Raw genomic sequence first — 26,995 nt, forward strand, 5'->3', positions numbered from 1 at the left:
CGGTCCTGCGCTCAGCCCTGCGCCAGCAGGGCGCGCAGGGGCGCGGTGCTCGGGGTCATCGCGACCATGGCGGCGACCGCCTCGCGCAGGGCCTCGGCCGGAATCCCCGGGGCCTCGAAGGCGCCCACCCGCGACCAGCTCACCGGCCAGCCGCCGCGGCCCGAGTCGGCCAGTGCGAGGCGTACCAGTGCGAGGAGGCGCGGCTCCAGATCGGTGCGGAGATGCTGGACCCGGACCGGTCCTGTGGTGCCCTTGGCGAACTCCGGCTCCGGCAGGCGGGCGGCCAGCTCGTCCAGCCAGCCGGCGTCCACCAGGTCGAGGACCAGCGCGAGCGGCGGATACTGCGGCTGGGGCCCGATGCCGACCGGCAGTGCCTCGACGGCCGCGCGCAGCGGCTTCGCCGCCGCCTCGGCGCGGGCCCGGCCGAGGCGGTGGACCAGTGTCGGCCAGTCCGCCTCCGCCAGCCCCGCCGTCCCCTCGGACTTGGCGAGCACATCCCTGGCGACCGTGGCGAAGAGCGCCGCCGGATCGGCCACCAGGGAGAGGGCGCTTCCGGTGTCCCGGCCCCGGCCGTCGTCCGGCATGGCCTCGATCGCGGCGATGCGGGCGGTGATCGGCGGATGGGTGTCGAACGGGGAGGTCTCGGTCTCCGGGGGCTCCCTGCGCAGCTTCTCCAGTTCGGCGGCGCGCTCGGGGTCGGCCAGCAGATGGCGGAAGCCGCCCAGGAACTCGTCGGCGGTCGGCAGCAGCCCGATGCTCCGCCCGGCGGCCGCGTAGCGGTCCAGATAGAAGTCGTATCCGGCGTCCAGCGCCGGGAGTTGGCGCAGTGCCAGCGCGGCGTTGTCGCGGCCGGCGATGCGGGCGGCCTCCCGGTCGGCGGCGATCTCCTGCTGGCGGCTGAGGGCCTCGGTGGTCCGCAGGTAGTGCTCGGCGTACGAGCGGTAGAGGCGGAACAGGGCCGCGTTGCCGGTGCGCCGGCCGGCGAACATCCGGACCGTGTTGAGCATGGACTGCCGGCCCCGCTGGACCAGCCCGGCGAGTCGGGTGTCCTTGTTGGAGTAGTGGCCCAGCTCGTGGCAGAGGACGGCCTCCAACTGCCCCGGCGTCAGCCCGATCAGCAGCGGTACGCCGACGAACATCCGCCGCCTGCCCGGCAGCAGCCCGGCCAGGTGGGGGTTCTCGTGGACGAAGGCGTTGACCTCCGGGACGATCCGCAGCTCGCGCGGCGGGCGGGTGCCCATCCGGTCGGCGAGCCGGCTGACGCTCTGCCAGAGCAGCGGCTGCTGCTGCGGGGTGACCGGGACGCCGGGGGGATTGCGCATGCGGTTGCCCCGGGTGAAGAAGATCCCGCGGACCAGCGGGATGGCGATCAGCACGCTGAGCACCATGAAGCGCCCCACCCCGGTGCCGGAGTAGCCGCTCGCGATCAGACCGGCGTCGATCGCGGCGAGGGCGGCGAGCAGCCCGAAGCCCATGCAGTAGAACCCGATGAGAAGCACCAGCGCCCGGACGGCACGTCTCGGTATGCCCACGATTCCCCCACGGTTGCCCTATGAAGCCGACACACTATGCCGCAGGCTCGGCGGGCACCGCCAGTCGCCGGGGTGGGGACGGTCAGAGCGAGTCCACCAGGGTCTGGAGGCCGTCCAGGAAGCGTTCCAGGGTGAACTCGAAGAAGCGGTCGACCGAGAGGTCCTCGATGTCGGCCATCCGCCGCAGTCCGGTGAGCCCGAACTCGAGCATGACGGCCGCGTAGCGGTGGCCCTGGCGGGCGGTCCACTCGTCGGCGTCCTGGCCGGTGGCGTCCAGCAGCTCGGTCTCCCGTTCCAGGTCGACCGCGAAGCCGCGCGGGATACCGGAGTTGGTGATCGCGGCCAGCACGGCGGCCTCGTCGTCGAGCCCAGTGGCGGTCAGGGCGCGTATCGACCAGTCGGTGATCGACATGCCGTTCCGGCCGATCAGGGGCCGGGTGAACGAGGTGATGTGGGCCGCCCACGGGTGCCGGTTGTACGCCGCCCAGGAGGCCCGGGCGACCAGCGTCAGCGCCTCCCGCCAGGGCGGGGGCGGTTCGGGGAGGCTGCGGCGCACCTCCCCGTAGACGCGGTCGCACATCACGGTGAGGAGTGCCTCGCGGGTGGGGACCAGGGCGTTGACCGCGCTGGTGGGGACGGAGAGGGCGGCGGCGATCCGGCGCATGGTCAGGGTGCGGAAGCCCTCCGTGTCGGCCAGGCGGACGGCGGTGTCGGCGATCCGGGCGGTGGTGAGCTCGCGGGGCGGGCGGACCGGCTGCCCGGCCTCCGCCGGCGCCGGGGCCGGGGCGCCGGTGACGAAGGTGCCCGCGCCGGGACGGGTCTCCACAAGGCCCGCGTCGCGGAGGATCGCCAGGGCGCGGGTGGCGGTGGCCATCGCCACCCCGAACTCCCTGACCAGCGCCCGGGTGGAGGGCAGCCGGGCACCGGGCGCGAGCTCGCCGTCGTCGATCCGGCGGCGGAGGGCGGCGGCGATCCGCGCCGCGGGGGAGGGGCTGGGCGCGGGACTGGGCGAGGGGCTGGGCGAGGGGCTGTCGGTCAAGGCGGCCTCCCGGGTCGAAGCGCACTAGTGCGCTCGGGGAGTCTCGCACAGAGCGCTCCACCCCGGCGGGCGGACGGCCGGGGACTCTGATCCCTGTTCGCAGACGGATCGGAGGGGGAGTCATGTCCCAGGCGGTACAGGCGGCGGAACCAAGGTCGGAGGGCTTGCCCGCGCCCCGGGCGGGGCGGCGGGAGTGGACCGGGCTGGCGGTGCTGCTGCTGCCGCTGCTGCTGGTCTCGATGGACGTCTCGGTGCTGTACTTCGCCGTCCCGTTCATCAGCCGGGACCTGCGGCCCAGCGCCACCCAGCAGCTCTGGATCATGGACATGTACGGCTTCGTGCTGGCCGGCCTCGTCCTCACGATGGGCTCGATCGGCGACCGGATCGGGCGGCGGCGCCTGCTGCTGGCCGGCGCGGCGGCGTTCGGGGCGGCCTCGGTGGGGGCGGCGTACTCGGGCAGCGCGGAGATGCTGATCGTGATGCGGGCGCTGCTCGGACTCGGCGGGGCGACGCTGATGCCGTCCACGGTGGCGCTGGTGCGGAACATGTTCCACGACCCGAAGCAGCGGGCCACCGCGATCGCCATCTGGACCGGGGCGATGACGGGCGGGGTGGCGCTCGGGCCGGTGCTCTCCGGGCTGCTGCTGGAGCACTTCTGGTGGGGGTCGGTGTTCCTGATCAACCTGCCGGCCATGGTGCTGCTGGTGGTGCTGGCGCCGCTGCTGGTACCGGAGTTCAGGAATCCCCGGGCCGGGCGGTTCGACCTGGCGGGCTCCGCGCTGTCGCTGGGCGCGGTGCTGCCCGCGATCTACGGGATCAAGCGGGGCGCGGCCGAGGGCTGGGACGGGTACGCCTGGGGCGCGCTGGCGACCGGGCTCGTGGTCGGGGCGCTGTTCGTCCGCCGGCAGCGGACCGCGCGGCACCCGATGGTCGACCGGCTCGTGCTGCGGGCGCGAGGGTTCGCGGCGGGACTCACCGTCAACTCGGTCGCGATGTTCGCGATGATCGGCTTCGTCATGTTCACCACGCAGTACCTGCAGTCGGTGCGCGGGTACAGCCCGCTGGGGGCGGCGCTGTGGGCGGTGGCGCCCTCGGTGGTGGTCGGCGCGGCGGCGCCGGTCGCGGCGCAGGTGGCCCGGCGGACCGGGCGGACCGCGGTGATCGCGGGCGGGTTCGCCGTCTCGGCGGCGGGCTACGGGCTGATGGCCACGGTGGGGGTGGAGGCGCCGCTGTGGCGGGCGCTGGTGTTCCTGACCGTGGGGTCGGTGGGCGTCATCGCGGTCACCACCCAGGTGATGGACATGGCGCTGACCGAGGTCCCGGCCGAGCGGTCCGGAACGGCGGGGGCGCTGATGGAGACCGGGTCGGAGTTCGCGGGGGCGCTGGGGATGGCCCTGCTGGGCTCGCTGGGAACGGCGGTGTACCGGGGCCGGGTGGAGGTGTCCGGGTCGCTGCCGGGACCGGTGCGCGGAGCGGTCCGGGAGACTCTGCCGGACGCGCTGGCGGTGGCCTCGCGGTTGCCGGGCGGGGCCGGCGCGGGGGTCCGGGCGGCGGCCCGATCGGCGTTCATGGACGGCCTGCATGTGGCCGCGCTGGGCGCGGGGGGCGCGATGGTGGTGGGGCTGGCGGTGACGCTGCTGGCGCTGCGCGGGCGCTCGGCGTCCTAGGGGGTGCGTTCGAATCCCCGTGCGGCGCGGGCGCCGCACTCGGTGGCGGCGATCGGGCGGCGACCCGGGCTCCGCCGCCGGGTGCGGCGCCGTCCGCGTCGCGAGGGGAGCCGCTTCAGTGCCGCCGGGGGCGGGAGTAGCGGCGCAGCAGGGGGGCCGCGATGGCCGCCGTCGCCGCCAGGCCGACGATCCACCAGAGGGTGGAGACGCTGTCCTCGGCCCGCCGCGGGGACGCCGTCTCGGCGGGGCGGACCGGGGCCGAGGGCGTCGCCGCCGGCCGCGGCCCCTGCGCGAGCAGCGCGGCCAGCCGGTCGCCGCCGCCCAGGTCGCGGGGGTTGAGGTCGGTGGCGTCCGCGGTCAGCACGAGGAGCGAGAGCGCCGAGGTGGGGTCGGCGGTGCTGGACGTCCAGTCGTCGGCGTGGGAGGCCAGCCAGTCCATCGCGTCCCGGGCGTCCGCCGGGCGGCCGGCGTGGGCGAGGGACAGCACCGCGTAGGCGGTCGACGCGTAGTCGGGCTGGGCGGGGCTGCTGCCGGGGAGGTCGAGGTGCTCGCCGCCGGCCCGGATCCGGGTGCTGAGGTAGGAGGCGGCGTACGCGGCCGGCGCGGTGTTCTCGGCGCGGCCGGTGAGCGGGAGGTAGCCGCCGCCGATGGGCAGGGCCGCCCGCGCGGTGAGGGCGTCGTCCGGGGGCGGGGCGTGGCCGGGGCTGCTGCGGAGGGTGGAGAGGTCGGCGAAGGCCCCGCGCTGGCTGCTGGGCACGGTGGTGCCCAACTGGAAGGAGTGGAGGGCGTCGTAGGCGTTGGGGGCGTTCCCGCCGCCGCCGGCGCCGCCGCCCTCGCCGCCGTCGCCGGCGGTCGCGCTCGGGCTGCTGCTGCTGCCGCCGCTGCTGCCGCCGCCCGTGCCTGTCTCTGTGCCCGTGCCGACGCCGACGCCGACGCCGATGCCGGTTCCGGTTCCGAGGACGGGCCGGACCTGGCGCGGGTCGAGGCGTGCCGCGCGCAGGGCGCTGTTCGCGGCGGCGGTGGCCGCCGCGGCACCGTGGGCGTGCGGCGCGTCCGGGAGGTCGGCCCAGGTGCCGTCCGCGGCCTGGGTGCGGCGCAGCCAGTCGACGGCCTGGTCCACCGCGTGCTGGTGGCCGCCGAGCGCGGACAGGGCCTGGATGGCGGCGGCGGTCGCGGTGGTGGACTCGACGCCGGCCGGGCAGGCCGCTGTCCCCGGTTCCGGGCGGTACGCCGTCCAGCCGCCGTTCTCGCACTGCTGGGCGGTCAGCCAGCGGACCGCCGAGGCGGACGGGGTGATGTGCTGCGAGTCGAGCGCGAGGAGGGCGAGCGACTGGCGCTCGACGCCGTCCTGGTCGGGGGAGGCCAGGCCGTAGAGGCCGGTGCCGGTGCCGGTGCCCGCACCGGCGGTGGCGGCGGACGAGGTCGCGTCTGCCGGGGCCGCGCCGGCGGGCGCCGCGGGTCCGGTCGAACCGGCCGGGGCGGCGGGGGCGGTGGACGGGGTCGCCAGGGCGAGCGCGCCCATCGCGCCGACCGCGGCGGCGAGCGCGGCGGCACGCGGCCGCACTGTCTTGACCATGCTGGGCGTACCTCGGCCGGCTCGGGCTGACGGGCGGACTGACAACTGGGTCAGGAGGGCGGGACAGTCTACCCCGCCGTCCGCTGCGCACTTCGCAACCCAGGCGGAACCGGTGCCAATCGGATGCCGGACGGTCACCGGGCGGGCGCGGCTTCGGCACAACCCCGTCCGTGCCGGCGGTCGGCAGCCCGCGGTCGGCAGCCCGCGGTCGGCGGCCGGCGGCCGGCGCGGTTCAGAGCGCCCGGTAGAGGAACGGCTGAGCCTCCGGGATCTGCTCGGCGAGGCCGGTCTTGACCAGCCTGCGGAGGTGGGCGGCGGCCTCGGAGAGCGCCATGTGCCGGGAGAAGAAGGAGAGTTCGGCCCACGGCCGGTTCCAGGTCATCGCCTGGGCGCACTCCCACTGGGTGAGCGGCTTGGCGCGCAGCGCAGCGTGGAGCTCGGCCAGCCGGTGGGCGTGGTGCTCCAGCAACTCGCGGACCCGGGCCGGGGCGCCGGTGAAGCGGTACTGGTGGGCGGGCAGCACCTCGTGCGGGTCGAGGGCGGCGATCCGCTCCAGGGAGTCCAGGAAGTCACCGAGGGGGTCCCCCCCGCTCGAGCCCATTCGAGAGCCTGGGGGAGGGTCGGAGTTCTCGCCGGCGTCGTCGGGATAGAGGGAGATCTGCGGCGAGATGGTCGGCAGCAGGTGGTCGCCGGTGAGCAGCCGGGTGCGGTCCCCGTCGGTGAGGTGGAGGCAGACGTGCCCGGGGGTGTGCCCCGGCGTCCAGACCACCCTGACGTCCCGGCCGGGGACGCCGGCCTGCTCGGAGTGGACAAGCTCGCGGTCGGGGAGGGCGTTGACCAGGTCGCGGTCGAGGGCGGGCTCCTCCGCGCCGCCGCTGCCGTGGAACTGCTCCTCGGGGAAGCCGCCCTCGGTGTCCGAGACGGCCTCCGCGTCCGCGCCGGCGGCCGAGCCGGCGCCCGAGCCGGCGGTGTGCCGGGAGCGGCCGGACCGGCCCGGGCGGCCGCGGAGGGAGCGCAGGGCGTCGGCGTAGTCCTCGGGGAGGCCGGCGTGCCGGAGGTGTTCCAGCATCCGCCGGCCCCACTCGGCCTCGGGGATCGTCCGCATCGCGCGGACCACCTGCGCCTCGGCCGCGTGCATCCCGATCCAGGCGCCGGACTCGGCCCGCACCCTGCCGGAGAGGCCGTGGTGGTCGGGGTGGTAGTGGGTGACCAGGATGCCGTGGACGTCGGAGACCGAGGCGCCGGTGGCGGCGATGCCGTCGGCCAGGATGTCGTAGCAGTCCGGCGAGTCCCAGCCGGTGTCGACCAGCACCGGGCCGCGGTCGCTCTCCAGCAGGTAGACGAGGGTGTACTGGAGGGGGTTGTCCGGGATCGGGACGGGCACCGCCCACACCCCGCCGCCGACCGACCGCACCGGCGGGCGTACGCGGTTCCGCCAGGCGCTCCGCTCCTCGGCGGACACGGGGGTCACCGGGGCTGCGTCTGCGTCCACGGGGCTCTCCTCGTACTCGGCCTGACGGGGCGTCAAACCCGCGCCAGAGGCGGATGTGTCATACAACCAACATTCCGTCGAGCGTACTCGACGGTCGGTGCACGAGCATTGATACCTGAAACTAGAACTGGTATCAGTTCTGCGGGATGCCAGCTCGGAGGGAGCACGGTGATGGCCGAACTACTGGAGAAGGACCGGCTGTTCATAGGCGGCGAGTGGGTCGCCCCGCAGGGCGGGGAGGTCATCGAGGTCGTCTCCCCGCACACCGAGAAGGTCTTCGGAAGGGTGCCGCACGCCTCGCGGGCGGACGTGGACCGGGCGGTGGCGGCCGCCCGAAAGGCCTTCGACGAGGGGCCGTGGCCGCGGATGCCGCTGGCGGAGCGGCTCGCGGTGATCACCCGGATCAAGGACGGACTCGCCGCCCGCGCCGAGGAGTTGGCCCGGCTGATCAGCTCCGAGAACGGCTCGCCGATCTCCTTCTCACTGATGGCGCAGGGCTTCGGCCCGGTGATGATCTGGGACACCTACCTCCAGGTCGCCCGGGACCACGCGTTCCAGGAGCGGCGCGACGGCGTCCTCGGACCGATCCTGGTGCGCCGGGAGCCGGCGGGCGTGGTGGCGGCCGTGGTGCCGTGGAACGTACCGCAGTTCACGGCGGCGGCGAAGCTGGCGCCCGCGCTGGCGGCGGGCTGCACGGCGGTGCTGAAGCCCTCGCCGGAGGCGCCGCTGGACTCCTATCTGCTGGCCGAGGTGGTGGCGGAGGCCGGGCTGCCGGAGGGCGTGCTGTCCATCCTGCCGGCGGACCGGGAGGTCAGCGAGTACCTGGTCGGGCATCCCGGGGTGGACAAGGTCTCCTTCACCGGCTCGGTGGCCGCGGGCAAGCGGATCATGGAGGTGGCCGCGCGCAACCTCACCCGGGTGACGCTGGAGCTGGGCGGCAAGTCGGCGGCGGTGCTGCTGCCGGACGCCGACCTGGACGCGGCGGTCACCACCCTGATGGGGGCCTCCTACATGAACAACGGGCAGGCCTGCGTCGCGCAGACCCGGGTGCTGGTGCCGGCCTCGCGGTACGAGGAGATCGCGGAGCGGATGGTCGCGGCCGTCGGCGAGTTGACGGTCGGTGACCCGCTGGACGACGCCACGAAGATCGGGCCGCTGGTCGCACAGCGGCAGCAGAAGCGGTCGCTGGACTACATCCGGCTCGGGCAGGAGGAGGGCGCCAAGGTCCTCACCGGCGGCGGCGTCCCCAGCTCGCAGCCGACGGGGTGGTACGTCGAGCCGACGCTGCTGGGCGGCGTCGACAACCGGATGCGGGTGGCCCGGGAGGAGATCTTCGGGCCGGTCGTCGGGCTGATCCCGTACGCGGACGAGGCGGAGGCGCTGCGGATCGCCAACGACTCGGAGTACGGGCTCTCCGGGAGCGTGTGGACGGCGGACGTGCGGAAGGGCATCGAGTTCGCGTCGCGGGTGCGGACCGGGACGATCTCCGTCAACACCTTCAGCCTGGACTTCCGCGGGCCGTTCGGCGGCTTCAAGAACTCCGGTCTGGGAAGGGAGTTCGGGCCGGAGGGGCTCGCGGCGTACCTTGAGGACAAGACGGTCAACCTGCCGCAGGGATGGACGGATTCGGAATGACGGATCGCTGGAGGGTCGAGGTCGACCGGTCGCTGTGCATCGGCTCGGGGCTGTGCGCGGCGACCGCGGCGGGGGAGTTCTCGCTGGACTCGGCGCGGCAGTCGCGGCCGGTCGCGCCGGAGGTCGACGCGAGCGAGGCGGTCCTGGAGGCGGCCGAGGGCTGCCCGGCCGAAGCGATCACGCTCCGCGTGGCCGGCACCGACGAGGCGGTCTTCCCCCCGGCGGAGTAGCCACAAGTGCGCGCGCCCCTCGCCCCCGATTCGCGCGGCGAATCAAGGAGCGCGGGGAACTGCGCGCCAGCCGCCCGCGGCGCCGGCGCCGGGGTTTGCCCCCCGCACTCCGCTGTCGGCTGCGGCACGGTTCGCGGCGGGCCGCGCAGTTCCCCGCGCCCCTGAAGCGGCCCTTCGGGCCCCGGTTCGCGCAGCGAATCCGCACACCCCCGCGTCAATCCAGCGTCAGCAGGCGGCAGACCGTCTCCAGGTCGACGCGGACCTGCGCGATGGACGCGCGCCCGGAGAGCCAGGTGACCAGCGCCGAGTGCCAGGTGTGCTCGATGACCCGGATCGCGGACAGCTGCTCGCGGGTCGGCGCCCGGTCCAGGCCCATCGCGTCCACGATGATCGTCGTGGTGATCCGGGAGACCTGGTCCACCTCCGCGGAGACCGAGCGGTCCGCGAAGGTCAGCGACCTGACCATCGCCTCGGCCAGCTGCGGCTCCCGCTGCAGCGCGCGGAAGGCCCGCATCAGCGTCTCCGCGACCCGCGCGCTCGGCTCCTTCGCCGTCGGCGGGTGCTTGCGGATCTGGTCGAGCATCAGCTCCAGCTGGTCCTGCATGGTCGCGACCAGCAGATGCACCTTGGAGGGGAAGTAGCGGTAGAGGGTGCCCAGCGCCACCCCGGAGTTCTCGGCGACCTCCCGCATCTGCACCGCGTCGAACCCGCCGCGCGACGCCAGCTGCGCGGCGGTGTGGAGGATGCGCCTGCGCCGCGCCTCCTGCCGCTCCGTCAGCGGCGGCGTTCGCGTTGCACGCTGCAGGTTCTGCATGTCGGCGGCCTCCGGTACGTCCTGCGCTGCGGCTGATGATGGCGTATCACCGCCGCGTGGCGCGAATCACCCCACGATTCACCGGTGAATCGGTCGGCCCGAGGCCCCGAGGTGCCGCGAAAAGCTACGGGCGGGTAATGTTTGCGCCTGTTCAGCTCCCGCGCTGCCCCTCGGCTACCCCTGGCCCGTTGGGGCCTGCTCCCGGAGCGGTGGAACTTGTTCTAGATTACCCTGGCCGGGATCTCCAGCGAGAGGGGCCGACCGTGACCGTACGCGCGGAGAGCGAGCGCGCAGCAGAGCGGGCCGACCGGCCGTTGCGGATCGCGCTGCTCTCCTATAAGGGGAATCCTTTCTGCGGGGGCCAGGGGGTGTACGTACGCCACCTCTCCCGCGAACTGGCCCGGCTCGGGCATTCGGTGGACGTGATCGGCGCCCAGCCCTACCCCGTCCTGGACGACGTCTCGGACGCGCCCGGCTCGGTGCGCCTGGTCGAGCTCCCCAGCCTGGACCTCTACCGCCAGCCCGACCCCTTCCGGACGCCCGCGCTCAGCGAGTTCCGGGACGCGATCGACCTCCTGGAGGTCGCCACCATGTGGACCGGCGGCTTCCCCGAGCCGCTGACCTTCTCCCTCCGCGCCCGCCGCCACCTGGCCAGGCACCGCGGCCGGTACGACGTGGTCCACGACAACCAGACCCTGGGCTACGGCCTCCTCGACGTAGAGCGCCACGGCTTCCCGCTGGTCACCACGATCCACCACCCGATCACCGTGGACCGGGAGTTGGAGCTGGCCGCCGCCCGGGCGAGCGGCAGCCTGCGGAAGCGCTTCGGGGTACGCCGCTGGTACGGCTTCACCCGGATGCAGAAGCGGGTGGCCCGCTGCCTCGGCTCGGTGGTCACCGTCTCCGGCAGCTCGGCGCGGGAGATCACCGAGCATCTGGGCGTCCACCCGAGCCGGGTGCACGTCGTGCCGATCGGGGCCGACGTGGACCTGTGGTCGCCGGACCCCTCCGTTCCGGTCGTCCCCGGGCGGATCGTCACCACCTCCAGCGCCGACGTCCCGCTGAAGGGCCTCGTCCATCTGGTGGAGGCGCTGGCGAAGGTCAGGACCGAGCGCGAGGCGCATCTGGTGGTCGTCGGCAAGTCCCGGGAGAAGGGCCCGGTCGCGGAGGCGATCCGGCGGCTCGGGCTGGAGAAGCAGATCACCTTCCGCAGCGGGATCAGCGACGACGAGTTCGTCGACCTGGTGCGCAGCGCCGAGGTCGCCTGCGTGCCCTCCCTCTACGAGGGCTTCTCGCTGCCGGCCGCGGAGGCCATGGCCACCGGGACACCGCTGGTCGCCACCACCGGCGGGGCCATCCCCGAGGTCGCCGGGCCGGACGGGGAGACCTGCCTGGCCGTGCCGCCCGGCGACGCCGGCGCGCTGGCCGCCGCCCTCGGCCGGCTGCTCGACGACCCCGGGCTGCGGGCCCGGATCGGCGCGGCCGGCCGGTCCCGGGTGCTGGAGCGCTTCACCTGGAAGCGCGCGGCCGAGCTGACCGTGGAGCGCTACCGGGCCGCGATCGCCACCGGCGACGGGCGCCGGGCCCGCGAGGGCGCCGGCTGGCGGTACGTCTGACCTCCCGCCCCGACTCCGTACCGTCCCGTCGTCCGACGCACCGTCAACTCCCTCGATAGGAGCACATCCACCGTGCTGACCGTGGACTTCTCCCGCTTCCCGCTCGCCGCCGGCGACCGGGTGCTCGACCTCGGCTGCGGCGGCGGCCGGCACGCCTTCGAGTGCTACCGGCGCGGGGCCCGGGTGGTCGCCCTGGACCGCAACGCCGAGGAGATCGCCGAGGTGCGGAAGTGGTTCGCGGCGATGGAGCAGGCCGGCGAGGCCCCGGCCGGCGCCTCCGCGATCGCCGTGGAGGGGGACGCCCTCTCGCTGCCCTTCCCGGACGGCAGCTTCGACAAGGTGATCATCTCCGAGGTGATGGAGCACATCCCGGACGACAAGGGCGTCCTCGCCGAGATGGTGCGGGTGCTGAAGCCCGGCGGCTCGATCGCGATCACCGTGCCGCGGTATGGGCCCGAGAAGGTCTGCTGGGCGCTCTCCGACGAGTACCACGAGGTCGAGGGCGGCCACATCCGGATCTACCGGGGCGACGAGCTGGTCGGCAAGATGCGCGAGGCCGGGCTGGCCCCGTACGGCACCCACCACGCCCACGGGCTGCACAGCCCGTACTGGTGGATCAAGTGCGCGGTGGGGGTGGACAACGACAAGGCGCTGCCGGTCCGGGCCTACCACCAGCTGCTGGTCTGGGACATCGTCGGCAAGCCGGTGGTCGGCAGGCTGACCCGATGGACCGAGCGCGCGCTCAACCCCGTGATCGGCAAGAGCTTCGTGGTCTACGCGACCAAGCCGCGAACCGGCGGCGGCGCGGTCGAGGGGAGCGGCGAGTGAGCCGGCGCGGAGCGGACCCGCGTCAGGACGGTCCGCCGCAGCCGGGCGAGCGCCGGCGGGCGGGCGGGGAGCCGCGGGCGGGTGGGGAGCCGCGCGCCACCCTGCCGGAGAGCCTGCTGCTGCCCGGCGTCCTGGACCGGGCGCAGGCCGCCGCCACCGTCCGCTCGATCCTGGCCGAGCAGCGGCCGGACGGCTCGATACCGTGGTTCACCGGCGGGCACCTCGACCCGTGGGACCACATCGAGGCCGCGATGGCCCTGGACGCGGCCGGCGAGCACGCGGCGGCCGAGGCCGCGTACGACTGGCTGCTCGGCCGGCAGAACGCCGACGGCTCCTGGTACGCCGCCTACCGCGACGGCCGGCCGGAGGACCGCTCGCGGGAGTCCAACTTCTGCGCCTACATCGCCGTCGGTGTCTGGCACCACCACCTCAGCACCGGCGACGACGCCTTCCTGGAGCGCGCTTGGCCGGCCGTCGCCCGCGCCGTCGAGTACGTCCTCGCGCTGCAGCGCGGGGACGGCACCGTCGCCTGGCGGCGCGAGGAGGACGGCAGCACCGCCGACGGGGCACTGCTCACCGGCTGCTCCTCGGTCCACCACGCGTTGCGCTGCGCCCTGGCCATCGCCGAGGCGGTCGAGGAGCCGCAGCCGGACTGGGAGTTGGCGACCGGGCAGCTCGGGCACGCGGTGGCCGCGCACCCCGAGTACTTCCTGGACAAGTCCCGGTACTCGATGGACTGGTACTACCCGGTGCTCGGCACCGCGCTGCGCGGGGCCGCCGCGGAGGCGAGGATCAAGGAGGGCTGGGACCGGTTCGTCGTGCCCGGCCTCGGGGTCCGCTGCGTCGACGACCGGCCGTGGGTGACCGGCGGCGAGAGCGCCGAACTCGCCCTCGCCCTCTGGGCGGTGGGCCAGGCCGACCGCGCGGTGACGATCCTCCGGGACATCGGCCACCTGCGGCACGAGCCGGACGGCGGCTACTGGACCGGCTACGTCTACGAGGACTCGGCGATCTGGCCCGAGGAGCGCACCACCTGGACGGCCGGCGCGGTGCTGCTCGCCTGCGCGGCACTGGGCGGGGACCAGGCGACGGCGGCCGTCTTCGGTGGGGACCACCTGCCGGCCGGCCTCTCGGTCGGCGAGGAGTGCTGCGCCGAGGCCGACCGGGGCTGAAACGAGGGGCGGTTGTCAGTGGCCGCGGCTAGCGTGTGACCGGTCGACCGACGCTTCCGCACAGGGGGGTTCCGTATGGACTGGTTGCCGCATGAGCGGTATCTCGACGAGCTGGGGCGGCAGGCGGAGGCGTTCGCCTCCACCGTGGCCGGGGCGGACGGCGGGGCGCGGGTGCCGAGCTGCCCGGAGTGGACGCTGACCGAACTGGTCGGCCACGCGGGCGGGGCCGTCTGGTGGGGCGGCGAGATCGTACGGCGGCGGGCGGACCCCGACCTGGAGCCGATGAGGCTGGAGGAGCCGGAGCCGCCGAAGGAGCTGCCGGCGGCCGCGGAATGGCTGGTCGCGCAGGCCGGGCGGCTCTCCCGGGAGAGCGCCGAGGCGGGCCCCGACGCCCCCTGCTGGTCCTGGGGGGACGCCCAGCGGACCGGCTTCTGGGCCCGGCGGATGACCCACGAGCTGCTGATCCACCGTCTGGACGCGGCCCTGGCGGTGGGCGGGGCCGGTCCGGACGGGGACGGCTTCGAGGTGGCCGCGGAGCTGGCCGCGGACAACATCGACGAGTACCTGGGCGCCCTGCGGCCGATCGCCCGATGGGGCTTCAGCAAGCGGCTGGCGGAGCTGCCGGGCGAGGACCGGACGGTCCGGCTGGTGGCCACCGATGCGGCCGGCGGGGCCGCCGAGGCCGGCGAGGCCCGCGCCTGGGCGCTGCGGCGGCTGCCGGACGGCTTCACGGCGGGGCCGGCCCCTGCGGACGGTCCGGCCGACGCGATACTGCGGGCGCCCGTGCGCAGCCTGATGCTGCTGGTCAACCGGCGGCTGCTGGACGGCTGGCGGGCGGCGCCCGGACTGCGGCTGAGCGGAGACGCGGAGCTGGTCCAGTACTGGCTGGACCGCCTGGCGTTCGAGTGACGCGGTCCGGGGCGCCGCCGGGGGATGCCCCAGAATGGCCGGAGACCATCGCGTCCCCGATGCCGAGGAGCCCCACCGCATGTCGCTGACCGTCTACGTCTTCAACGGCCCGAACCTCAACCTCCTGGGGCGGCGCGAGCCCGGAATCTACGGTGCCCAGACGCTGGCCGACGTCGAGGCGCTGTGCGCGGAGACGGCCGGCAAGCTCGGCCTGTCGCTGGAGTTCCGGCAGACCAACCACGAGGGCACGCTGGTCGACTGGATCCAGGAGGCGGGTACGGCGCAGGCGGAGGGCCGGGCGATCGGGGTCGTCCTCAACCCGGCCGCCTACACCCACACCTCGGTCGCGCTCCAGGACGCGATCAAGGGCGCCCAGGTGCGGGTGATCGAGCTCCACATCTCGAACGTCCACCAGCGCGAGGAGTTCCGCCACCACTCGTTCGTCTCCCCGGTCGCGGCCGGGATCATGGTCGGCTTCGGCACGGACGGCTACCGCCTGGCGATCGACGCCCTCCACGCCAAGGCGGAGGCAGAGGCGATGCGCGCGTAGCGGCGGAAGCGGGCCCGCAGGGCCGCTTCAGGGGCGCGGGGAACTGCGCGGCCCGCCGCAGTCGGCAACGGAGTTCGGGTGACAACCCAGGATCCGCTGCCGACTGCGGCGCCGTTCGCGCGGGCCGCGCAGTTCCCCGCGCCCCTGAAGCGCGCCTGCGGCGCCACCTCCGGCGCTATGGTGCCGCCGTTGGCGAGGTGTCCGCCACGCGCGGGTGCGCGGGCGCGCTGGGCCAGATCGTGACGGCGCGCGGTGGCAGGTCGATCCGCACGGTGTCGCCCCCCGGCGGCGCCGGTGTCAGCGCCGCCAGCTCCAGTTCGCCGCCGACCAGGAGCGTCAGCTCCGTCAGCGGGCCGAGGCGGACGCGGTCCAGGACGCGGGCCTGCTGCCCGCCGTCGGCGGTCAGCCGGACGTCCTCGGGGCGGATGCACCAGGTGACCTCGCCGTCGGCCGGGGCCTCCGCGCCCAGCGGCAGCGCCACCCCGCCGGCCGCCCGCAGCTCGCCGTCGGAGACCCGTCCGGGCAGCAGGTTGCGCAGCCCCAGCAGCCGGGCCGAGCGCGGGCCGGACGGGCGGGCGAAGACGTCCTCCTGCGGACCGGACTGGAGGAGGCGGCCGTCGGAGACCAGCAGTACGTCGTCGGCGAGCAGCGCGGCCTCCTCCGGGTCGTGGGTGACCAGTACGGTCGCCGGCGCCGCGCCCTCGCGCTGGAGCCGCCGCAGCTCGCGGCGGAGCTCGTCGCGGACGGGGGTGTCGAGGCCGGTGAACGGTTCGTCGAGGAGGAGCAGCCGCGGCTCCCGGGCCAGCGCCCGGGCCAGCGCGACCCGGCGGCGCTGGCCGCCGGAGAGCTGGTGCGGAAGCCGTCCGGCCAGCTCGGCCAGGCCCAGCCGGTGCAGCCAGTGCGCGGCCACCGCCGGGTCGGTGCCGACGCCGAAGGTGATCTGCTGCCAGACCGTCAGGTGCGGCAGGAGGCAGGCGTCCTGCGGGAGGTAGCCGATTCCGCGCCGCTCGGGCGGAAGCGGGGTGAGGTCCTCGTCGCCGAGCCGGATCCGGCCGGAGGCGAGCGGGGCGAGCCCGGCGAGGAGGCGCAGGGTCAGCGACTTCCCGGCGCCCGAGGGGCCGAGGATCGCCAGGTGCCGGCCCCGCGCCGGATGGTTGACCGCCAGGTCGAAGCCGCCCGCGCGGGCGGCGAGTTCGAAGGAGGGCAGGGCGGTCGCCGGAGCGGCCCGGGGCGCGCGCGGTTCCGGCAGCGCCGGCGTGCGGCGCAGCCGCCGGGCGCGGCCCATCGAGACGCCGATCTGGCTGAGTGTCAGCACCACCACGGCCGCGGCCAGGCAGACCGCGACCGGGACGAGGGTGGAGTCCAGCCCGGTGCTGCCGAACTGCACATAGGTGAAGACCGGCAGCGAGGAGGGGTGGTAGGCGAGGATGACGGTCGCCCCGAACTCGCCGAAGGCACGCAGCCAGGCGAGCAGCAGTCCGGCGCGGATGCCGCCGAGCGCGCCGGGGAGGGCGACCCGGGCGAACCGCGACCACGGGCCGTGCCCGAGGGTGGCCGCGACGTCGGCCAGGTCCCGGTCGGCGGCGGCGAAGGACGAGCGCGCCGCGATGACCAGGAACGGCGCCTCGACGAAGACCTGGGCGAGGACGATCCCGATCCTGCTGTCCGTCAGCGACCAGCCGAACCGGGCGAAGAACCCGCCCAGCGCCGAGTACGGCCCGACCACGTAGAGCAGCAGGATGCCGCTCATCAACGGCGGGAGGGCGAGCGGGAGTTGGACGGCGACCCCGATCAGCCCGGCCAGTCGCCCGCGGGCCCGGGCCAGCACATACGCCAGTGGGACGCCGAGGACGGCCACCACCCCGGTGGCGATCGAGGCGGTCTCCACCGAGACCAGCAGGGCGTCCCCGACGCCGGGTGCGGAGAGCGAGGAGCCCGAGCCGGAGCCGGCCGCCCGTCCGAACCGGAGGAGGAAGAGCGCGACCGGCAGCAGCAGGTACAGCGCCAGCAGCCCGCCCAGCCAGGGCAGCGGCGTGCGGGCGCGCGAGGGCGCGAGCGCCTGCCTCGTCCCGCCCATCTGGACCACCTGGACCACCTCACCTCGGGGATCACCGACTGCCGATCGTAGACGGCCCGCCCGGACCGTTCCGTCCCGTCTGGCCGGCCGCGCCGTCAGCCACCGACGGTCTTGCGGAGGGCCGCGGGGACGGCCGACGGGGAGCCGCTGAGCTTCGGGGTCTCGACGGTGAGGCCGTCGGCCCTAAGCGCGGCGGATCCGTTCGCGCCCAGCAGGTAGCCGACGAAGGCCGCCCCGGCGGCCGGGTTCTGCGCCTTGTCCAGCACCGTGACGGTGTAGTGGGCGGCGAGCTTGACGCCGCCCAGGCCGACCGTCGGGAGCTTCTGCTCGGTGGCCTCGTTGGCGTAGAAGAAGCCGGCGTCCAGCTGCCCGGACTCCAGCCGGCCGATCAGCGTCTCCTCCGGGAAGACCGACGAGTTCTTCTCGATCCTCGCGGCCAGCCCGGACTGCCCGGTCTGGGTCTGGGCCTCCTGCTCGGCCTGGACCGAGAGCTTCCCCTTGGGGTCCAGCTTGGGGTCGGTGTGGCCGAGCCGGAAGCCGCTCTCGGTCACCACCTGGTACCACGGCTTCGACCTGAGGTCCGCGGCGAACCTGCTCTTCGGGTTGTAGGCGAGCATCAGGGGGGCGCTGGCGAACTCGGTGTACCAGGAGACGTTGTCGCCGTTGGCGGAGCCCTCCAGGTCGGCGTTGGTCTTCGGGCTGGCGCTGATGAAGACGTCGCCCCGGCGGACCTTGCCCTTGATCTCGTTGGCGATCTGCGAGGAGCCCTCGCCGACGCCGGAGTAGCCGTACCCGGTGGCCGAGGAGAAGGCCGGCCCGATGTGCTTCTCCATGAGGTTGACCAGCGAGCCCGCGTACAGCACCTGGGCCTTGCCGGAGGCCTTGGCCGAGGAGGAGGCCGCGGCGTCGGAGGTGCCGGAGCTGTTCGAGCCGGACGAGCAGCCGGCCGCGGCGAGGACGGTGCCTGCCGCCGCCAGCAGGGCCAGGGCTCGGGCGGTAGTGCGCATGTCGCTCTCTTCTCCATCTCCGGGGACCGGGGCGTGCCGTGTTCACGCTATCCGCAGATGCCAGCTTGATCCAGAGTCCGAGACGAAGATGCAACGCGGAACGGCATGTGGGCTCGCATCTGCGAGGGGCATGATCCGATGGTCCGGGCGGTCGGCGACGGCGCGGACGCCGTAGGGTGCTGGCCATGCGCTCCTACACCATCGGCCGTGCCGCCCGGCTGCTCGGCGTCAGCCCGGACACCGTGCGCCGCTGGGCCGACGCCGGACGGCTCGGCACCCGTCGCGACGGCTCCGGGCGGCGGCTGATCGACGGTCGGGACCTGGCCGCGTTCGCCGTCGCACTGGCCGCGGGGGACACCGGCGGCAGCGGAAGCGCGAGCGGGAGCGGGAGCGGCAGCGCGAGCGGGAGCGGCAGCGCGAGCGGGAGCAGCGGCGGGAGCGGAAGCGGCGGGGGAGCCGGGGGCGCAGGGGGTGGCACGAGCCGCGAGGAGGACGAGCGGCCGGCCACTTCGGTCCGGAACTCCTTCCCCGGAATCGTCACGGCGATCAAGCTCGGCGACGTGGCGGCCCAGGTGGAGATCCAGGCCGGGCCGCACCGGCTGGTCTCCCTCCTCACCCGCGAGGCGGTGGAGGAACTCGGCCTGGAGGTGGGGATGGAGGCGACCGCGAGGGTCAAGTCCACCAACGTCCATGTCGATCTGAGCTGAGAGTGCGCCCTTCCCGGCGGGGCCTCACCGGGTAGGTTAATGGTTGTATGTAGCTGCCAAATAGCGTAGTGCGCAAGGGAAGTTGAGGCCCATGCCCGTCGCGGAACGCAGTTCAGGCCACTCCGACCGCTACAAGTGGATCGCGCTGTCCAACACCACCCTCGGTGTGCTGATGGTGATGATCAACCAGTCGATCGTGCTGATCGCCCTCCCGGACATCTTCCGGGGGATCAGGCTTGATCCCCTCGACCCCTCGAACACCAGTTATCTCCTCTGGATGCTGATGGGCTTCATGGTGGTCACCGCGGTGCTGGTGGTCGCCTTCGGCCGGCTCGGCGACATGTTCGGCCGGGTGCGGATGTACAACCTCGGCTTCGCCGTCTTCAGCGTCTGCTCGGTGCTCCTCTCCGTCACCTGGATGCACGGCACCGCCGGGGCGCTGTGGCTGATCGGCTGGCGGGTGGTGCAGGGGATCGGAGGGGCACTGCTCTTCGCCAACTCCACAGCGATCCTCACCGACGCCTTCCCCGCCGACCAGCGCGGAACGGCGCTGGGGATCAACACCATCGCCGGCATCGCCGGCTCCTTCATCGGGCTGATCCTCGGCGGGGTGCTGGCGCCGGTGGACTGGAAGCTGGTCTTCCTGGTCTCGGTCCCGGTCGGGCTCTTCGGCACGGTGTGGGCGTACCTCAAGCTCAAGGACACCGGGGTGCGGCGGCCGGCCCGGATGGACTGGTGGGGGAACGTCACCTTCGCGGTCGGCCTGATCGCGGTGCTGGTCGGGATCACCTACGGGATCCAGCCGTACGGCGGTTCCACCATGGGGTGGGCCAACCCGATGGTGCTGGGCTGCATCATCGGCGGGCTGGCCGTGCTGGGGCTCTTCGTGGGGATCGAGACCAGGGTCGCGGAGCCGCTCTTCCGGCTCTCCCTCTTCCGGCTGCGGGCGTTCACCGCGGGCAACATCGCCAGCCTGCTGACCGCCCTCGGCCGCGGCGGGCTGCAGTTCATGCTGATCATCTGGCTGCAGGGGATCTGGCTGCCGCTGCACGGCTACAGCTTCGAGCGGACGCCGCTCTGGGCCGGTATCTACATGATCCCGATGACCGTCGGCTTCCTGGTCTCCGCACCGGCCTCCGGCTGGCTCTCCGACCGCTTCGGGCCGCGCGGCTTCACCGTCCTCGGGACGCTGGTGACGGCCGGGTCCTTCCTGGTGCTGATGACGCTGCCGACGGACTTCGGGTATCCGGTCTTCGCACTGCTGCTGGTGGTCAACGGGCTGGGCTCCGGGCTGTTCGCCTCGCCGAACCGGGCCGAGGTGATGAACTCGGTCCCGCCGGACGCGCGCGGCGCGGGCGCGGGGATGACCGCCACCTTCCAGAACGTGGCGATGGTCCTCTCCATCGGCATCTTCTTCAGCCTGATGGTGGCCGGGCTCTCGCACAGCCTGCCGGCGACGATGACCAGCGGCCTGATCCAGCACGGGGTGCCGGCGGCGGAGGCCCGCCAGATCGCCGCCCTGCCGCCGATCGCCCTCCTCTTCGCGGCCTTCCTCGGCTACAACCCGCTGCGGCAGCTGCTGGGCCCGCATCTCTCCGGACTCCCGGGCGGCGGCAAGGAGTTGACGAGTACTCAGTACTTTCCGCACCTGATCGCGAAGCCGTTCCACCAGGGGCTGGTGACCGCCTTCTGGTTCGCGGTGGTCGCGTGCGTGGTCGCGGCGGTGGCGTCGATGCTGACCAGCAGCCTGCGGCCGCGGCGGCGGGAGTCCGTGGTGCGCCACGAGTCCCTGGGCTCCGAGCTGGCCGCGGCGGCGGGTGAGTCCGGCACCACCATGGCCGAACTGGTCGTCCCCGACGAGGAGTCGGCGCGCGGGGGCGGTGGCCGCGAGACGCCTTAGCGTTTCCTGGAGGCGTCTTAGCGTTTCCTGGGTCCCGCTTCGGCCGCCCCGGGACGACGCCCGAAGGGGCGGCGCTTCCGGGGCGAAGAAGCCCGCCGGGCCCTCAGCGTCCCGACGGGTAGAGGTCCGTCCGCCGGTCCGCCAGGACGTCGTTGCGCGGGTTGTAGGACTTGTCGCGGGAACGCGCGAGGTCGAGGTCGGCGGCGGCCTCCGCGTCCGCGCCCGGGCCCGCCTCGGCGACGAGCCAGCCGTCCGGGTCGATCAGGGCGGTGCCCTCGTTCCACCGCGTGCCGCGTTCGACGCCGCTGCGGTCGCAGCAGGCGATGGCCAGGTGGTTGATCCGGGCGGTGCCCTGGGCGATCACCACCTCCGGCGCGTGCTCGCCCTCCGGGCGGTCCGTCCAGGGCCAGTTGGTGGGGATGGCGAGGAGGTCCGCGCCGGCCAGCGCCACCGCGCGGGTGAACTCCGGGAACTCCAGGTCGTAGCAGACCATCACGCCGATCCGGCCGAAGGCCGTCTCCACCACCGGCGGCAGCTCCGAGCCCGGGGTGAAGAAGAGCTTCTCCCGGTCCCAGAGGTGCGCCTTGCGGTAGACGGCGAGGGTGCCGCCGGCGTCGACGACGGCCGCGCTGTTGTAGAGCAGGCCGTCCGCGCCGAGCTCGGCGAAGCCGCAGACCAGGACGGCGGAGGAGGAAGCCGAGCCCGCGATCGCCGCCGACCACTCGCCGAGCAGCGGGTCGTCCGCCGTGATCGCGCAGGCCTTGAGCTCCTCCTCGGTCTCGAACACGTAGCCGGAGGTGGCCAGCTCCGGAAGGACGATCACCTCGGCCCCGGCGGCGGTCGCCTCGGCGAGGGTCTCGACGATCCGCCGCTGGTTGGCGGCGAGTTCGCCCAGGCGCGGGGCGAGTTGGCGGCAGACGATCCGGGTCATCAGGACTCCTCGGGTTCGAGGTGGTGCTCGTGCTCGGACTGGGCGATCCGCCCCCGCAACCGCTCCGCGAGGCCGGGCACGGCGCTGACGACGAGGGTCGCGACCGCCAGCACCCCGAGCGCGATGTACGGGAAGACGCGGTAGGGCCCCTCGACGCCCACGACGTTCTTGAAGATGGTGTAGACGATGAAGGCCAGTGCGAGCAACGGTACGACGACCTGCCAGCGCGGTGCCCGCCGCTGCCCGCCGAGGAAGAGGAAGCGCAGCGCCCCCGCCGTCGCCAGCGCGTACGCCGCGAGCAGCGCGATGGTGCCGAGGGTGAGCCAGTAGAAGGCGGCGTCCACGACGCCGGTACCGGCCAGCCGCTGGCCTACCGCGCAGCACAGGATGATCGCGCTGGTCACGCAGATCATCCCGACCGGGGCGCCGCGCCTGGTCAGCCGCACGGCCGGCCCGCGCACGCCGGCGTCGCGCAGCACCGCGTAGCCCACCCGGGCCGCGCCGTTGACCGTGCCGAGGGTGATCGCGAAGACGCTGAAGGCGGCGACCAGGTCGAGGAGGACGCCGAAGGCGCTGCCGATGTACTGGTCCGCCAGGCTTCCGTAGGGGTCCTCGGCCGCGGCGAAGACCGCCGCCCCGGCGGAGGTGGAGCCGTAGCCGACCGACTCGCCGACGATCGCGAGGAGGAAGAAGGAGCCGACCACGGCCATGGTGATCTTCAGCGCGCGGGGGATCTCGCGCTTGGGGTTCACCGTCTCCTCGCCGAGCGCCGCCGCGCCCTCGAAGCCGGCGAAGGCGAGGAAGCCGAAGACCGCCGCGCCGGCGATGGTGCCGAAGCCCGTTCCGCTCGGCAGGCTGAGGAAGTGCCAGCCGAGCGTCCGCCCGCCGGGGGCGTGGCCGGTGCCGGTGCGGACCAGGATCACGATGCTCAGCACCCCGACCAGCACCGCACCGACCAGCTCGCAGCAGAGGAGGATCCGGGTGAGGACCCGGACCTCGCTCAGTGAGAGCGCCACCACGACCGCGAGCCCGACCAGGTCCGTCCAGATCCACTCCGAGGTGCCCGCGCCGAGCAGGTGGAGCCGGGAGAGCACCTTGTTGAAGAAGAGGGCGACCTCGATCGTCGACCCGGTGCCGATGGTGGCGTAGGCCATGAAGAGGGCGCAGCCGGCGACGAAGCCGGTCCGGGCCCCGATCGTCCGGCCGACCAGCGCGTAGACCGACCCGGTGTGCGAGACGTGCCGGGACATCTTGATGAAGCCGTAGCCGACGAGCAGGACGCCAGCGATGGCGAAGACGAAGGCCCAGGTGGCTCCCTGGCCCAGCAGTCCCGCCGCGCCCACGCCGAGCAGGGCCATCGCCCCGACCGGTCCGATCAGCCCGACGGAGAAGGCCGCGGCGTCGGTGACCTTCAGCTCGCGACGGAGGCCGTCGGGGGAGGGCGAAGCGGGGGAACCGTCGGTTCTGCCGGTTCCCCCGGCTCTGTCGGCGTTCACTGTCATCGGTGGGCCTCGGTCTCGTTCGATGGATCGGTTGAACGGCTGAACTGCTGAGCTGCTGAACTGCGGAGCGGCTGAACTGCTGAGCGGTCGGGGCCGGGGGTCAGCCGGAGTGGCGGATCCTGCGGAGGGTCGCGGTCGCCCTGTGCGCGGCCATCCCCTCGAAGTCGGAGATCGCCTCGACATGGGCGGCCAGGTCCGGGGTGGCCTCCGCGGAGACCTTCTGGAAGGTCAGCGGCTTGAGGAAGCGGGAGACCGAGAGGCCGGCGGACGCCCGGGCGCCGCGGCCGGTGGGGAGGACGTGGTTGGTGCCGGCGATGCCCTTGTCGGAGTAGGCGACCGTGGACCAGGCACCGAGGAAGATCGAGCCGTAGTTCTTCAGGTTCTGGTGGTAGTAGTCGTCGTCCGCGCTGATGACCTCGAGGTGCTCGGGGGCGAGGAGGTCCATCAGCTCCACAGCGGTCTGCCGGTCCTCGGCGACATACACCGTTCCGTGGTCCCGCCAGGCCGGCTCGGCGATGTCCCGGGTGGGCAGCTGCCGCAGCTGCTTCTCCACCTCCTCCAGCACGGCCAGGCCGAGCTCGCGGGAGGTGGTCACCAGCGAGGCGGGGGACTGCCTGCCGTGCTCGGCCTGGCCGAGGAGGTCGGCGGCGACCAGTTCCGGGTCGGCGGTCTCGTCGGCGATCACGGCGACCTCGGAGGGGCCGGCCAGCAGGTCGATACCGACCCGACCGAACAACTGCCGCTTGGCCTCGGTGACATAGGCGTTGCCGGCGCCGACCAGCATGTCCGCCGGCTGGTCGCCGAGCAGCCCGAAGGCCATCGCGGCCAGTGCCTGCACCCCGCCGAGGGCGAAGGCGCGGTCGACACCGGAGAGGTACGCGGCGTACAGCACGGCGGGGTGGCCGCCCTGCTCGGCAGTGGGGGGAGTGCAGGCCAGGACGGTGGGCACGTCGGCCGCCTTGGCGACACCGACCGTCATGAAGGCGCTGGCCAGGATCGGGAAGTTGCCGGCGGGCAGGTAGGCGCCGACCCGGGGGACCGGAAGGTACTTCTGGCCGGTGACCACGCCCGGGATCAGCTCGGTCTCGAAGTCCTGGAGGTGCTCGCGCTGCTCGACCGCGAAGAGGCGGGTGCGCTCGGCGCCGGCGGCGAGCGCCTGCCGCAGCTCGGGGGAGAGGCTGTCGCCGGTGCGCTTCAACTCGGCCGCGCTGATCTCGACATCGCCGCCCTGCCAGCCGTCGAGCTCGCGGGAGTATCTGAGAACGGCGTCCATGCCGTTCTTCTCGATGTCGGAGAGCATCCGGGAGACCGTCTCCACCACTGCGGGGAGCCGCTGGGCCGGAACGCCCCCGACGGCCGGCTGCTTGAGGGTGTCGAAGTTTCCGTGGATGTAGGCCAGGTCGGCCTTGTTGATCTGCATGCGCCGACGGTAGGCCGAGCGCAGTCAAAGGACAACCCTGAGTCATGCGATGCGGGCTATAGGCTTTCCCTGTGACCTTGGCTCAACTGAAGGCGTTCCTCGCCGCCTACGAACTCTCCTCCTTCACCGCCGCTGCGGGCCGGCTGGACACCAGCCAGGCCTCCGTCTCGGAGCTCGTCGCCCGGCTGGAGGAGGAGGTCGGCCTGCGCCTCTTCGTCCGCGGCGGCCGGCGTCTGGTGCCCACCGCGGCGGCGGCCGAGCTGCGCGTCCACGCCCTGGACGCGGTCAGCGCGGTGGAGAACGGGCTGACCGCGATGCGGTCGCTGACCTCGCTGGAGGGCGGGGTCTGCACCTTCGGCGTGCTGCGCAACGCGGCCTACTACGACCTGGCCGACCTGGTGCAGCGGTTCCATGCCCGCTACCCCAACATCCGGATCCGGATGGTCGGTCTCAACTCCGGCCTGGTCGCCTCCTCGGTGGCCTCGGGCGAGATCGAGGCCGCGCTGGTGGTGCTGCCGGTGCCGGACGAGGGCCTGGTGGTCAAGCCGCTCTTCCGGGACGAGGTGCTGTACGCCTCGGCGAGCCGCGATCCGCGCCGAGGGCCGGTCACCATCGAGGAGTTGGCCGCGGCCGACCTGGTCCTCTACGACGCCCACTCCGGCTGGCAGGACCCGACGCGGCGGCAGCTGCTGGAGCGGGCGCAGCTGGCGGGGGTGCGGATCAGCCCCGCGATCGAGGTCGAGCATGTGGAGACCGCCGTCAACCTGGTCGCCAACGGCGCCGGCGACACCATCGTCAGCCGCGCGATCGCGGAGAGCCCCGGTTTCCCGAAGAGCATCCACACCACCGGCTTCGCCGAACCCCTCCACGACACCATCGCCCTGATCCGCCGAGAGGGCGGCCTGATCTCCCCCGCCACCCAGAAGATCGTCGAACTGGCGGAACGCACGCTCCGCGCGCGAATGCGCAGCGGCCGACCCGCCTGAGCCCACCGGCGCCCGCCGGGCGGCGGCCACGCCTCGGTCTCCCACCGAAGCCAGGCCGCCCGCCGGCGCGGGTCCCCCGCCGCCGGCACGGCGGGCCTTCGGCGAGGGGCGCGGCAGGCGGGAGCGCTCAGTCGGCCGGGGCGTGGGTGGCGCGGGGGACGAACTGGGTGGGCTGGACGAGGCGTTCGTCCGCTGGGTCCGCCTCCCCGTCGATCCGGCGGACCAGCAGGCGGGCCGCCTGGCGGGAGAGTTCGCGGAGGTCGTGGCGGACGGTGGTGAGGCGGAACGCCTCCCACGCGGCCATTGTCAGGGCCAGTGGTCAGAGCGCGAGTTCGGCCAGGGCGCTCAGGGTCTCGGGGTCGCGGGTGGTGAGGAGGAGGTCGGTGGCCCGGCTGGCCTCCCAGGCGGCCAGCCGGTCCGCGATCCGGGCGCGCGGGCCGACCAGGGAGATCTCGTCCGCGAATGACTCGGGGACGGCGGCGATCGCCTCCGCCCGGTGGCCGCCCAGGAAGAGCTCCTGGATCTTCCGGGCCTCCGCCTCGTACCCCATCCGCGCCATCAGGTCGGCGTGGAAGTTGCGGCCGCGGGCGCCCATCCCGCCGACGTAGAAGCCGAGCGCGGCCCGGATCGGGGCGAGGCCCTGCTCGACGTCGTCGCAGAGCTGGGCGTGGACCAGGGGGGCGATGGTGAAGCCGGCGGGGGCGGCCGAGAGCGGCTCGTCCCACAGGCCCTCGCGCTCGCGTTCGGGGGAGTAGTAGAGCGGCAGCCAGCCGTCCGCGATCCGGGTCGTCTGGGCGATGTTCTTCGGGCCCTCCGCGCCCAGCAGGATGGGGAGTCCGGCGCGCAGCGGGTGGACGATCGGCTTCAGCGGCTTGCCGAGTCCGGTGCCGTCCGGGCCGGTGTAGGGGAGCGGATGGTAGGCGCTCTCCGAGGTGACCGGACTCTCCCGGCGCAGCACCTGCCGGACGATGTCGACGTACTCCCGGACCGAGGTGAGCGGCGAGCGCGGGAACGGCCTGCCGTACCAGCCCTCGACGACCTGGGGGCCGGAGAGGCCGAGGCCGAGGATCATCCGGCCGCCGGAGAGGTGGTCCAGGGTGAGGGCGTGCATGGCCGTGGCGGTCGGGGTGCGGGCGGCGAGCTGGGCCACCCCGGTGCCCAGGCGGATGGTGGAGGTCTGCGCGGCGATCCAGGTGAGCGGGGTGAAGGCGTCCGAGCCCCAGGACTCGGCGGTCCAGACGGAGTGGTAGCCCAGCCGCTCGGCGTGCTGGGCGAGTTCGACGAATCCAGGGGTCGGGGCCGCGCCCCAGTAGCCGAGCGCCAGGCCGAGTCGCAGCCGCGGCATGGGTGCACCTCCGTAATCTGACGGTCCGTCAGATGGTAGGTGCGGCGGAGGCGGACGTAC

General features: G+C 73.9%; 23 protein-coding genes. 11 read left to right on the plus strand and 12 right to left on the minus strand.

Features of this window, described 5'->3' with window-relative positions; all coding sequences use genetic code 11:
- Nucleotides 1-11 precede the first annotated feature (11 nt).
- Nucleotides 12-1,532, minus strand: coding sequence for a M48 family metallopeptidase (locus BS73_RS27200; RefSeq protein WP_037576873.1), 1,521 nt, complete (start codon nucleotides 1,530-1,532; stop codon nucleotides 12-14).
- An 82-nt stretch (nucleotides 1,533-1,614) separates the two neighbouring features.
- Nucleotides 1,615-2,571 (minus strand): GntR family transcriptional regulator, encoded by a 957-nt coding sequence (locus BS73_RS27205; RefSeq protein WP_084704394.1) that lies wholly within the window; start codon nucleotides 2,569-2,571, stop codon nucleotides 1,615-1,617.
- Between the two features lie 164 nt (nucleotides 2,572-2,735).
- Here BS73_RS27205 and BS73_RS27210 point away from each other — a divergent pair, with 164 nt between their 5' ends.
- On the plus strand, nucleotides 2,736-4,238 hold the full coding sequence (locus BS73_RS27210; RefSeq protein ID WP_322987297.1) for an MFS transporter: 1,503 nt from the start codon (nucleotides 2,736-2,738) through the stop codon (nucleotides 4,236-4,238).
- Nucleotides 4,239-4,353: 115 nt separating this feature from the next.
- Here the strand turns inward: BS73_RS27210 and BS73_RS27215 are convergent, their stop codons facing one another.
- Nucleotides 4,354-5,814: a prenyltransferase/squalene oxidase repeat-containing protein gene (locus tag BS73_RS27215; RefSeq protein WP_037576876.1), complete on the minus strand. Its 1,461-nt coding sequence runs from the start codon at nucleotides 5,812-5,814 to the stop codon at nucleotides 4,354-4,356.
- Nucleotides 5,815-6,046: 232 nt separating this feature from the next.
- Nucleotides 6,047-7,306: an MBL fold metallo-hydrolase gene (locus BS73_RS27220; protein ID WP_407675063.1), complete on the minus strand. Its 1,260-nt coding sequence runs from the start codon at nucleotides 7,304-7,306 to the stop codon at nucleotides 6,047-6,049.
- 171 nt (nucleotides 7,307-7,477) lie between these two features.
- Between BS73_RS27220 and BS73_RS27225 the strand changes: the two genes are divergently transcribed.
- Both BS73_RS27225 and BS73_RS27230 read left to right on the plus strand, forming a co-directional pair.
- Nucleotides 7,478-8,941, plus strand: a complete 1,464-nt coding sequence (locus tag BS73_RS27225; protein ID WP_037576879.1) for an aldehyde dehydrogenase — start codon at nucleotides 7,478-7,480, stop codon at nucleotides 8,939-8,941.
- Nucleotides 8,938-9,171 (plus strand): ferredoxin, encoded by a 234-nt coding sequence (locus BS73_RS27230; RefSeq protein WP_037576882.1) that lies wholly within the window; start codon nucleotides 8,938-8,940, stop codon nucleotides 9,169-9,171. Before BS73_RS27225 ends, BS73_RS27230 begins: the two co-directional genes overlap by 4 nt.
- Nucleotides 9,172-9,385: 214 nt before the next feature.
- Here BS73_RS27230 and BS73_RS27235 read toward each other — a convergent pair whose 3' ends face one another.
- Nucleotides 9,386-9,985 (minus strand): TetR family transcriptional regulator, encoded by a 600-nt coding sequence (locus BS73_RS27235; protein WP_037576885.1) that lies wholly within the window; start codon nucleotides 9,983-9,985, stop codon nucleotides 9,386-9,388.
- A 137-nt stretch (nucleotides 9,986-10,122) separates the two neighbouring features.
- Between BS73_RS27235 and BS73_RS27240 the strand changes: the two genes are divergently transcribed.
- The 5 genes from BS73_RS27240 (at nucleotide 10,123) to aroQ (ending at nucleotide 15,060) form a co-directional block, all read left to right on the plus strand.
- Nucleotides 10,123-11,601 carry a glycosyltransferase family 4 protein gene (locus BS73_RS27240; RefSeq protein ID WP_084704395.1) on the plus strand — a complete coding sequence of 493 codons (1,479 nt, stop codon included), beginning with the start codon at nucleotides 10,123-10,125 and terminating at the stop codon, nucleotides 11,599-11,601.
- Between the two features lie 72 nt (nucleotides 11,602-11,673).
- Complete coding sequence (locus BS73_RS27245; protein ID WP_051940804.1) at nucleotides 11,674-12,429, plus strand: class I SAM-dependent methyltransferase; 756 nt, start codon at nucleotides 11,674-11,676, stop codon at nucleotides 12,427-12,429.
- A gap of 101 nt (nucleotides 12,430-12,530) precedes the next feature.
- Nucleotides 12,531-13,601, plus strand: coding sequence for a prenyltransferase/squalene oxidase repeat-containing protein (locus BS73_RS27250; RefSeq protein WP_037581318.1), 1,071 nt, complete (start codon nucleotides 12,531-12,533; stop codon nucleotides 13,599-13,601).
- A 75-nt stretch (nucleotides 13,602-13,676) separates the two neighbouring features.
- Nucleotides 13,677-14,510: a maleylpyruvate isomerase N-terminal domain-containing protein gene (locus BS73_RS27255; RefSeq protein ID WP_037576891.1), complete on the plus strand. Its 834-nt coding sequence runs from the start codon at nucleotides 13,677-13,679 to the stop codon at nucleotides 14,508-14,510.
- A gap of 79 nt (nucleotides 14,511-14,589) precedes the next feature.
- Nucleotides 14,590-15,060, plus strand: a complete 471-nt coding sequence (gene aroQ / locus BS73_RS27260) for a type II 3-dehydroquinate dehydratase (protein ID WP_037576894.1) — start codon at nucleotides 14,590-14,592, stop codon at nucleotides 15,058-15,060.
- 175 nt (nucleotides 15,061-15,235) lie between these two features.
- On the opposite strand, the gene BS73_RS27265 is transcribed toward aroQ, so the two are convergent.
- Both BS73_RS27265 and BS73_RS27270 read right to left on the minus strand, forming a co-directional pair.
- Entirely contained in the window at nucleotides 15,236-17,137 is a 1,902-nt protein-coding gene (locus BS73_RS27265; RefSeq protein WP_063837188.1) for an ABC transporter ATP-binding protein/permease, read from the minus strand.
- A 95-nt stretch (nucleotides 17,138-17,232) separates the two neighbouring features.
- Entirely contained in the window at nucleotides 17,233-18,144 is a 912-nt protein-coding gene (locus BS73_RS27270; protein ID WP_037576897.1) for a substrate-binding domain-containing protein, read from the minus strand.
- Between the two features lie 185 nt (nucleotides 18,145-18,329).
- Here BS73_RS27270 and BS73_RS27275 point away from each other — a divergent pair, with 185 nt between their 5' ends.
- Both BS73_RS27275 and BS73_RS27280 read left to right on the plus strand, forming a co-directional pair.
- Nucleotides 18,330-18,851 (plus strand): TOBE domain-containing protein, encoded by a 522-nt coding sequence (locus BS73_RS27275; RefSeq protein ID WP_037581323.1) that lies wholly within the window; start codon nucleotides 18,330-18,332, stop codon nucleotides 18,849-18,851.
- 91 nt (nucleotides 18,852-18,942) lie between these two features.
- A complete protein-coding gene (locus BS73_RS27280) occupies nucleotides 18,943-20,751 on the plus strand; it encodes an MFS transporter (RefSeq protein WP_051940810.1) in 1,809 nt (602 codons plus the stop codon).
- 103 nt (nucleotides 20,752-20,854) lie between these two features.
- Here the strand turns inward: BS73_RS27280 and BS73_RS27285 are convergent, their stop codons facing one another.
- The 3 genes from BS73_RS27285 to hisD form a co-directional block, all read right to left on the minus strand.
- On the minus strand, nucleotides 20,855-21,682 hold the full coding sequence (locus tag BS73_RS27285) for a nitrilase-related carbon-nitrogen hydrolase (protein WP_037576900.1): 828 nt from the start codon (nucleotides 21,680-21,682) through the stop codon (nucleotides 20,855-20,857).
- Entirely contained in the window at nucleotides 21,682-23,184 is a 1,503-nt protein-coding gene (locus BS73_RS27290; protein WP_161789711.1) for an APC family permease, read from the minus strand. The genes BS73_RS27285 and BS73_RS27290 overlap by 1 nt, the downstream gene beginning before the upstream one ends.
- Nucleotides 23,185-23,284: 100 nt before the next feature.
- The gene (gene hisD / locus BS73_RS27295) at nucleotides 23,285-24,604 is read right to left on the minus strand and encodes a histidinol dehydrogenase (RefSeq protein WP_037576905.1); all 1,320 of its coding nucleotides are present in this window, start codon (nucleotides 24,602-24,604) and stop codon (nucleotides 23,285-23,287) included.
- Nucleotides 24,605-24,675: 71 nt separating this feature from the next.
- Here hisD and BS73_RS27300 point away from each other — a divergent pair, with 71 nt between their 5' ends.
- Nucleotides 24,676-25,590, plus strand: coding sequence for a LysR family transcriptional regulator (locus BS73_RS27300; protein WP_037576908.1), 915 nt, complete (start codon nucleotides 24,676-24,678; stop codon nucleotides 25,588-25,590).
- 127 nt (nucleotides 25,591-25,717) lie between these two features.
- On the opposite strand, the gene BS73_RS36615 is transcribed toward BS73_RS27300, so the two are convergent.
- Both BS73_RS36615 and BS73_RS27305 read right to left on the minus strand, forming a co-directional pair.
- Complete coding sequence (locus BS73_RS36615; RefSeq protein ID WP_084704397.1) at nucleotides 25,718-25,894, minus strand: substrate-binding domain-containing protein; 177 nt, start codon at nucleotides 25,892-25,894, stop codon at nucleotides 25,718-25,720.
- Nucleotides 25,895-25,909: 15 nt separating this feature from the next.
- Nucleotides 25,910-26,926: an LLM class F420-dependent oxidoreductase gene (locus tag BS73_RS27305; protein WP_037581329.1), complete on the minus strand. Its 1,017-nt coding sequence runs from the start codon at nucleotides 26,924-26,926 to the stop codon at nucleotides 25,910-25,912.
- Between the last annotated feature and the right edge of the window lie 69 nt (nucleotides 26,927-26,995).

Origin of the sequence: Phaeacidiphilus oryzae TH49 (assembly GCF_000744815.1) — a bacterium.
GTDB lineage: Bacteria > Actinomycetota > Actinomycetes > Streptomycetales > Streptomycetaceae > Phaeacidiphilus > Phaeacidiphilus oryzae.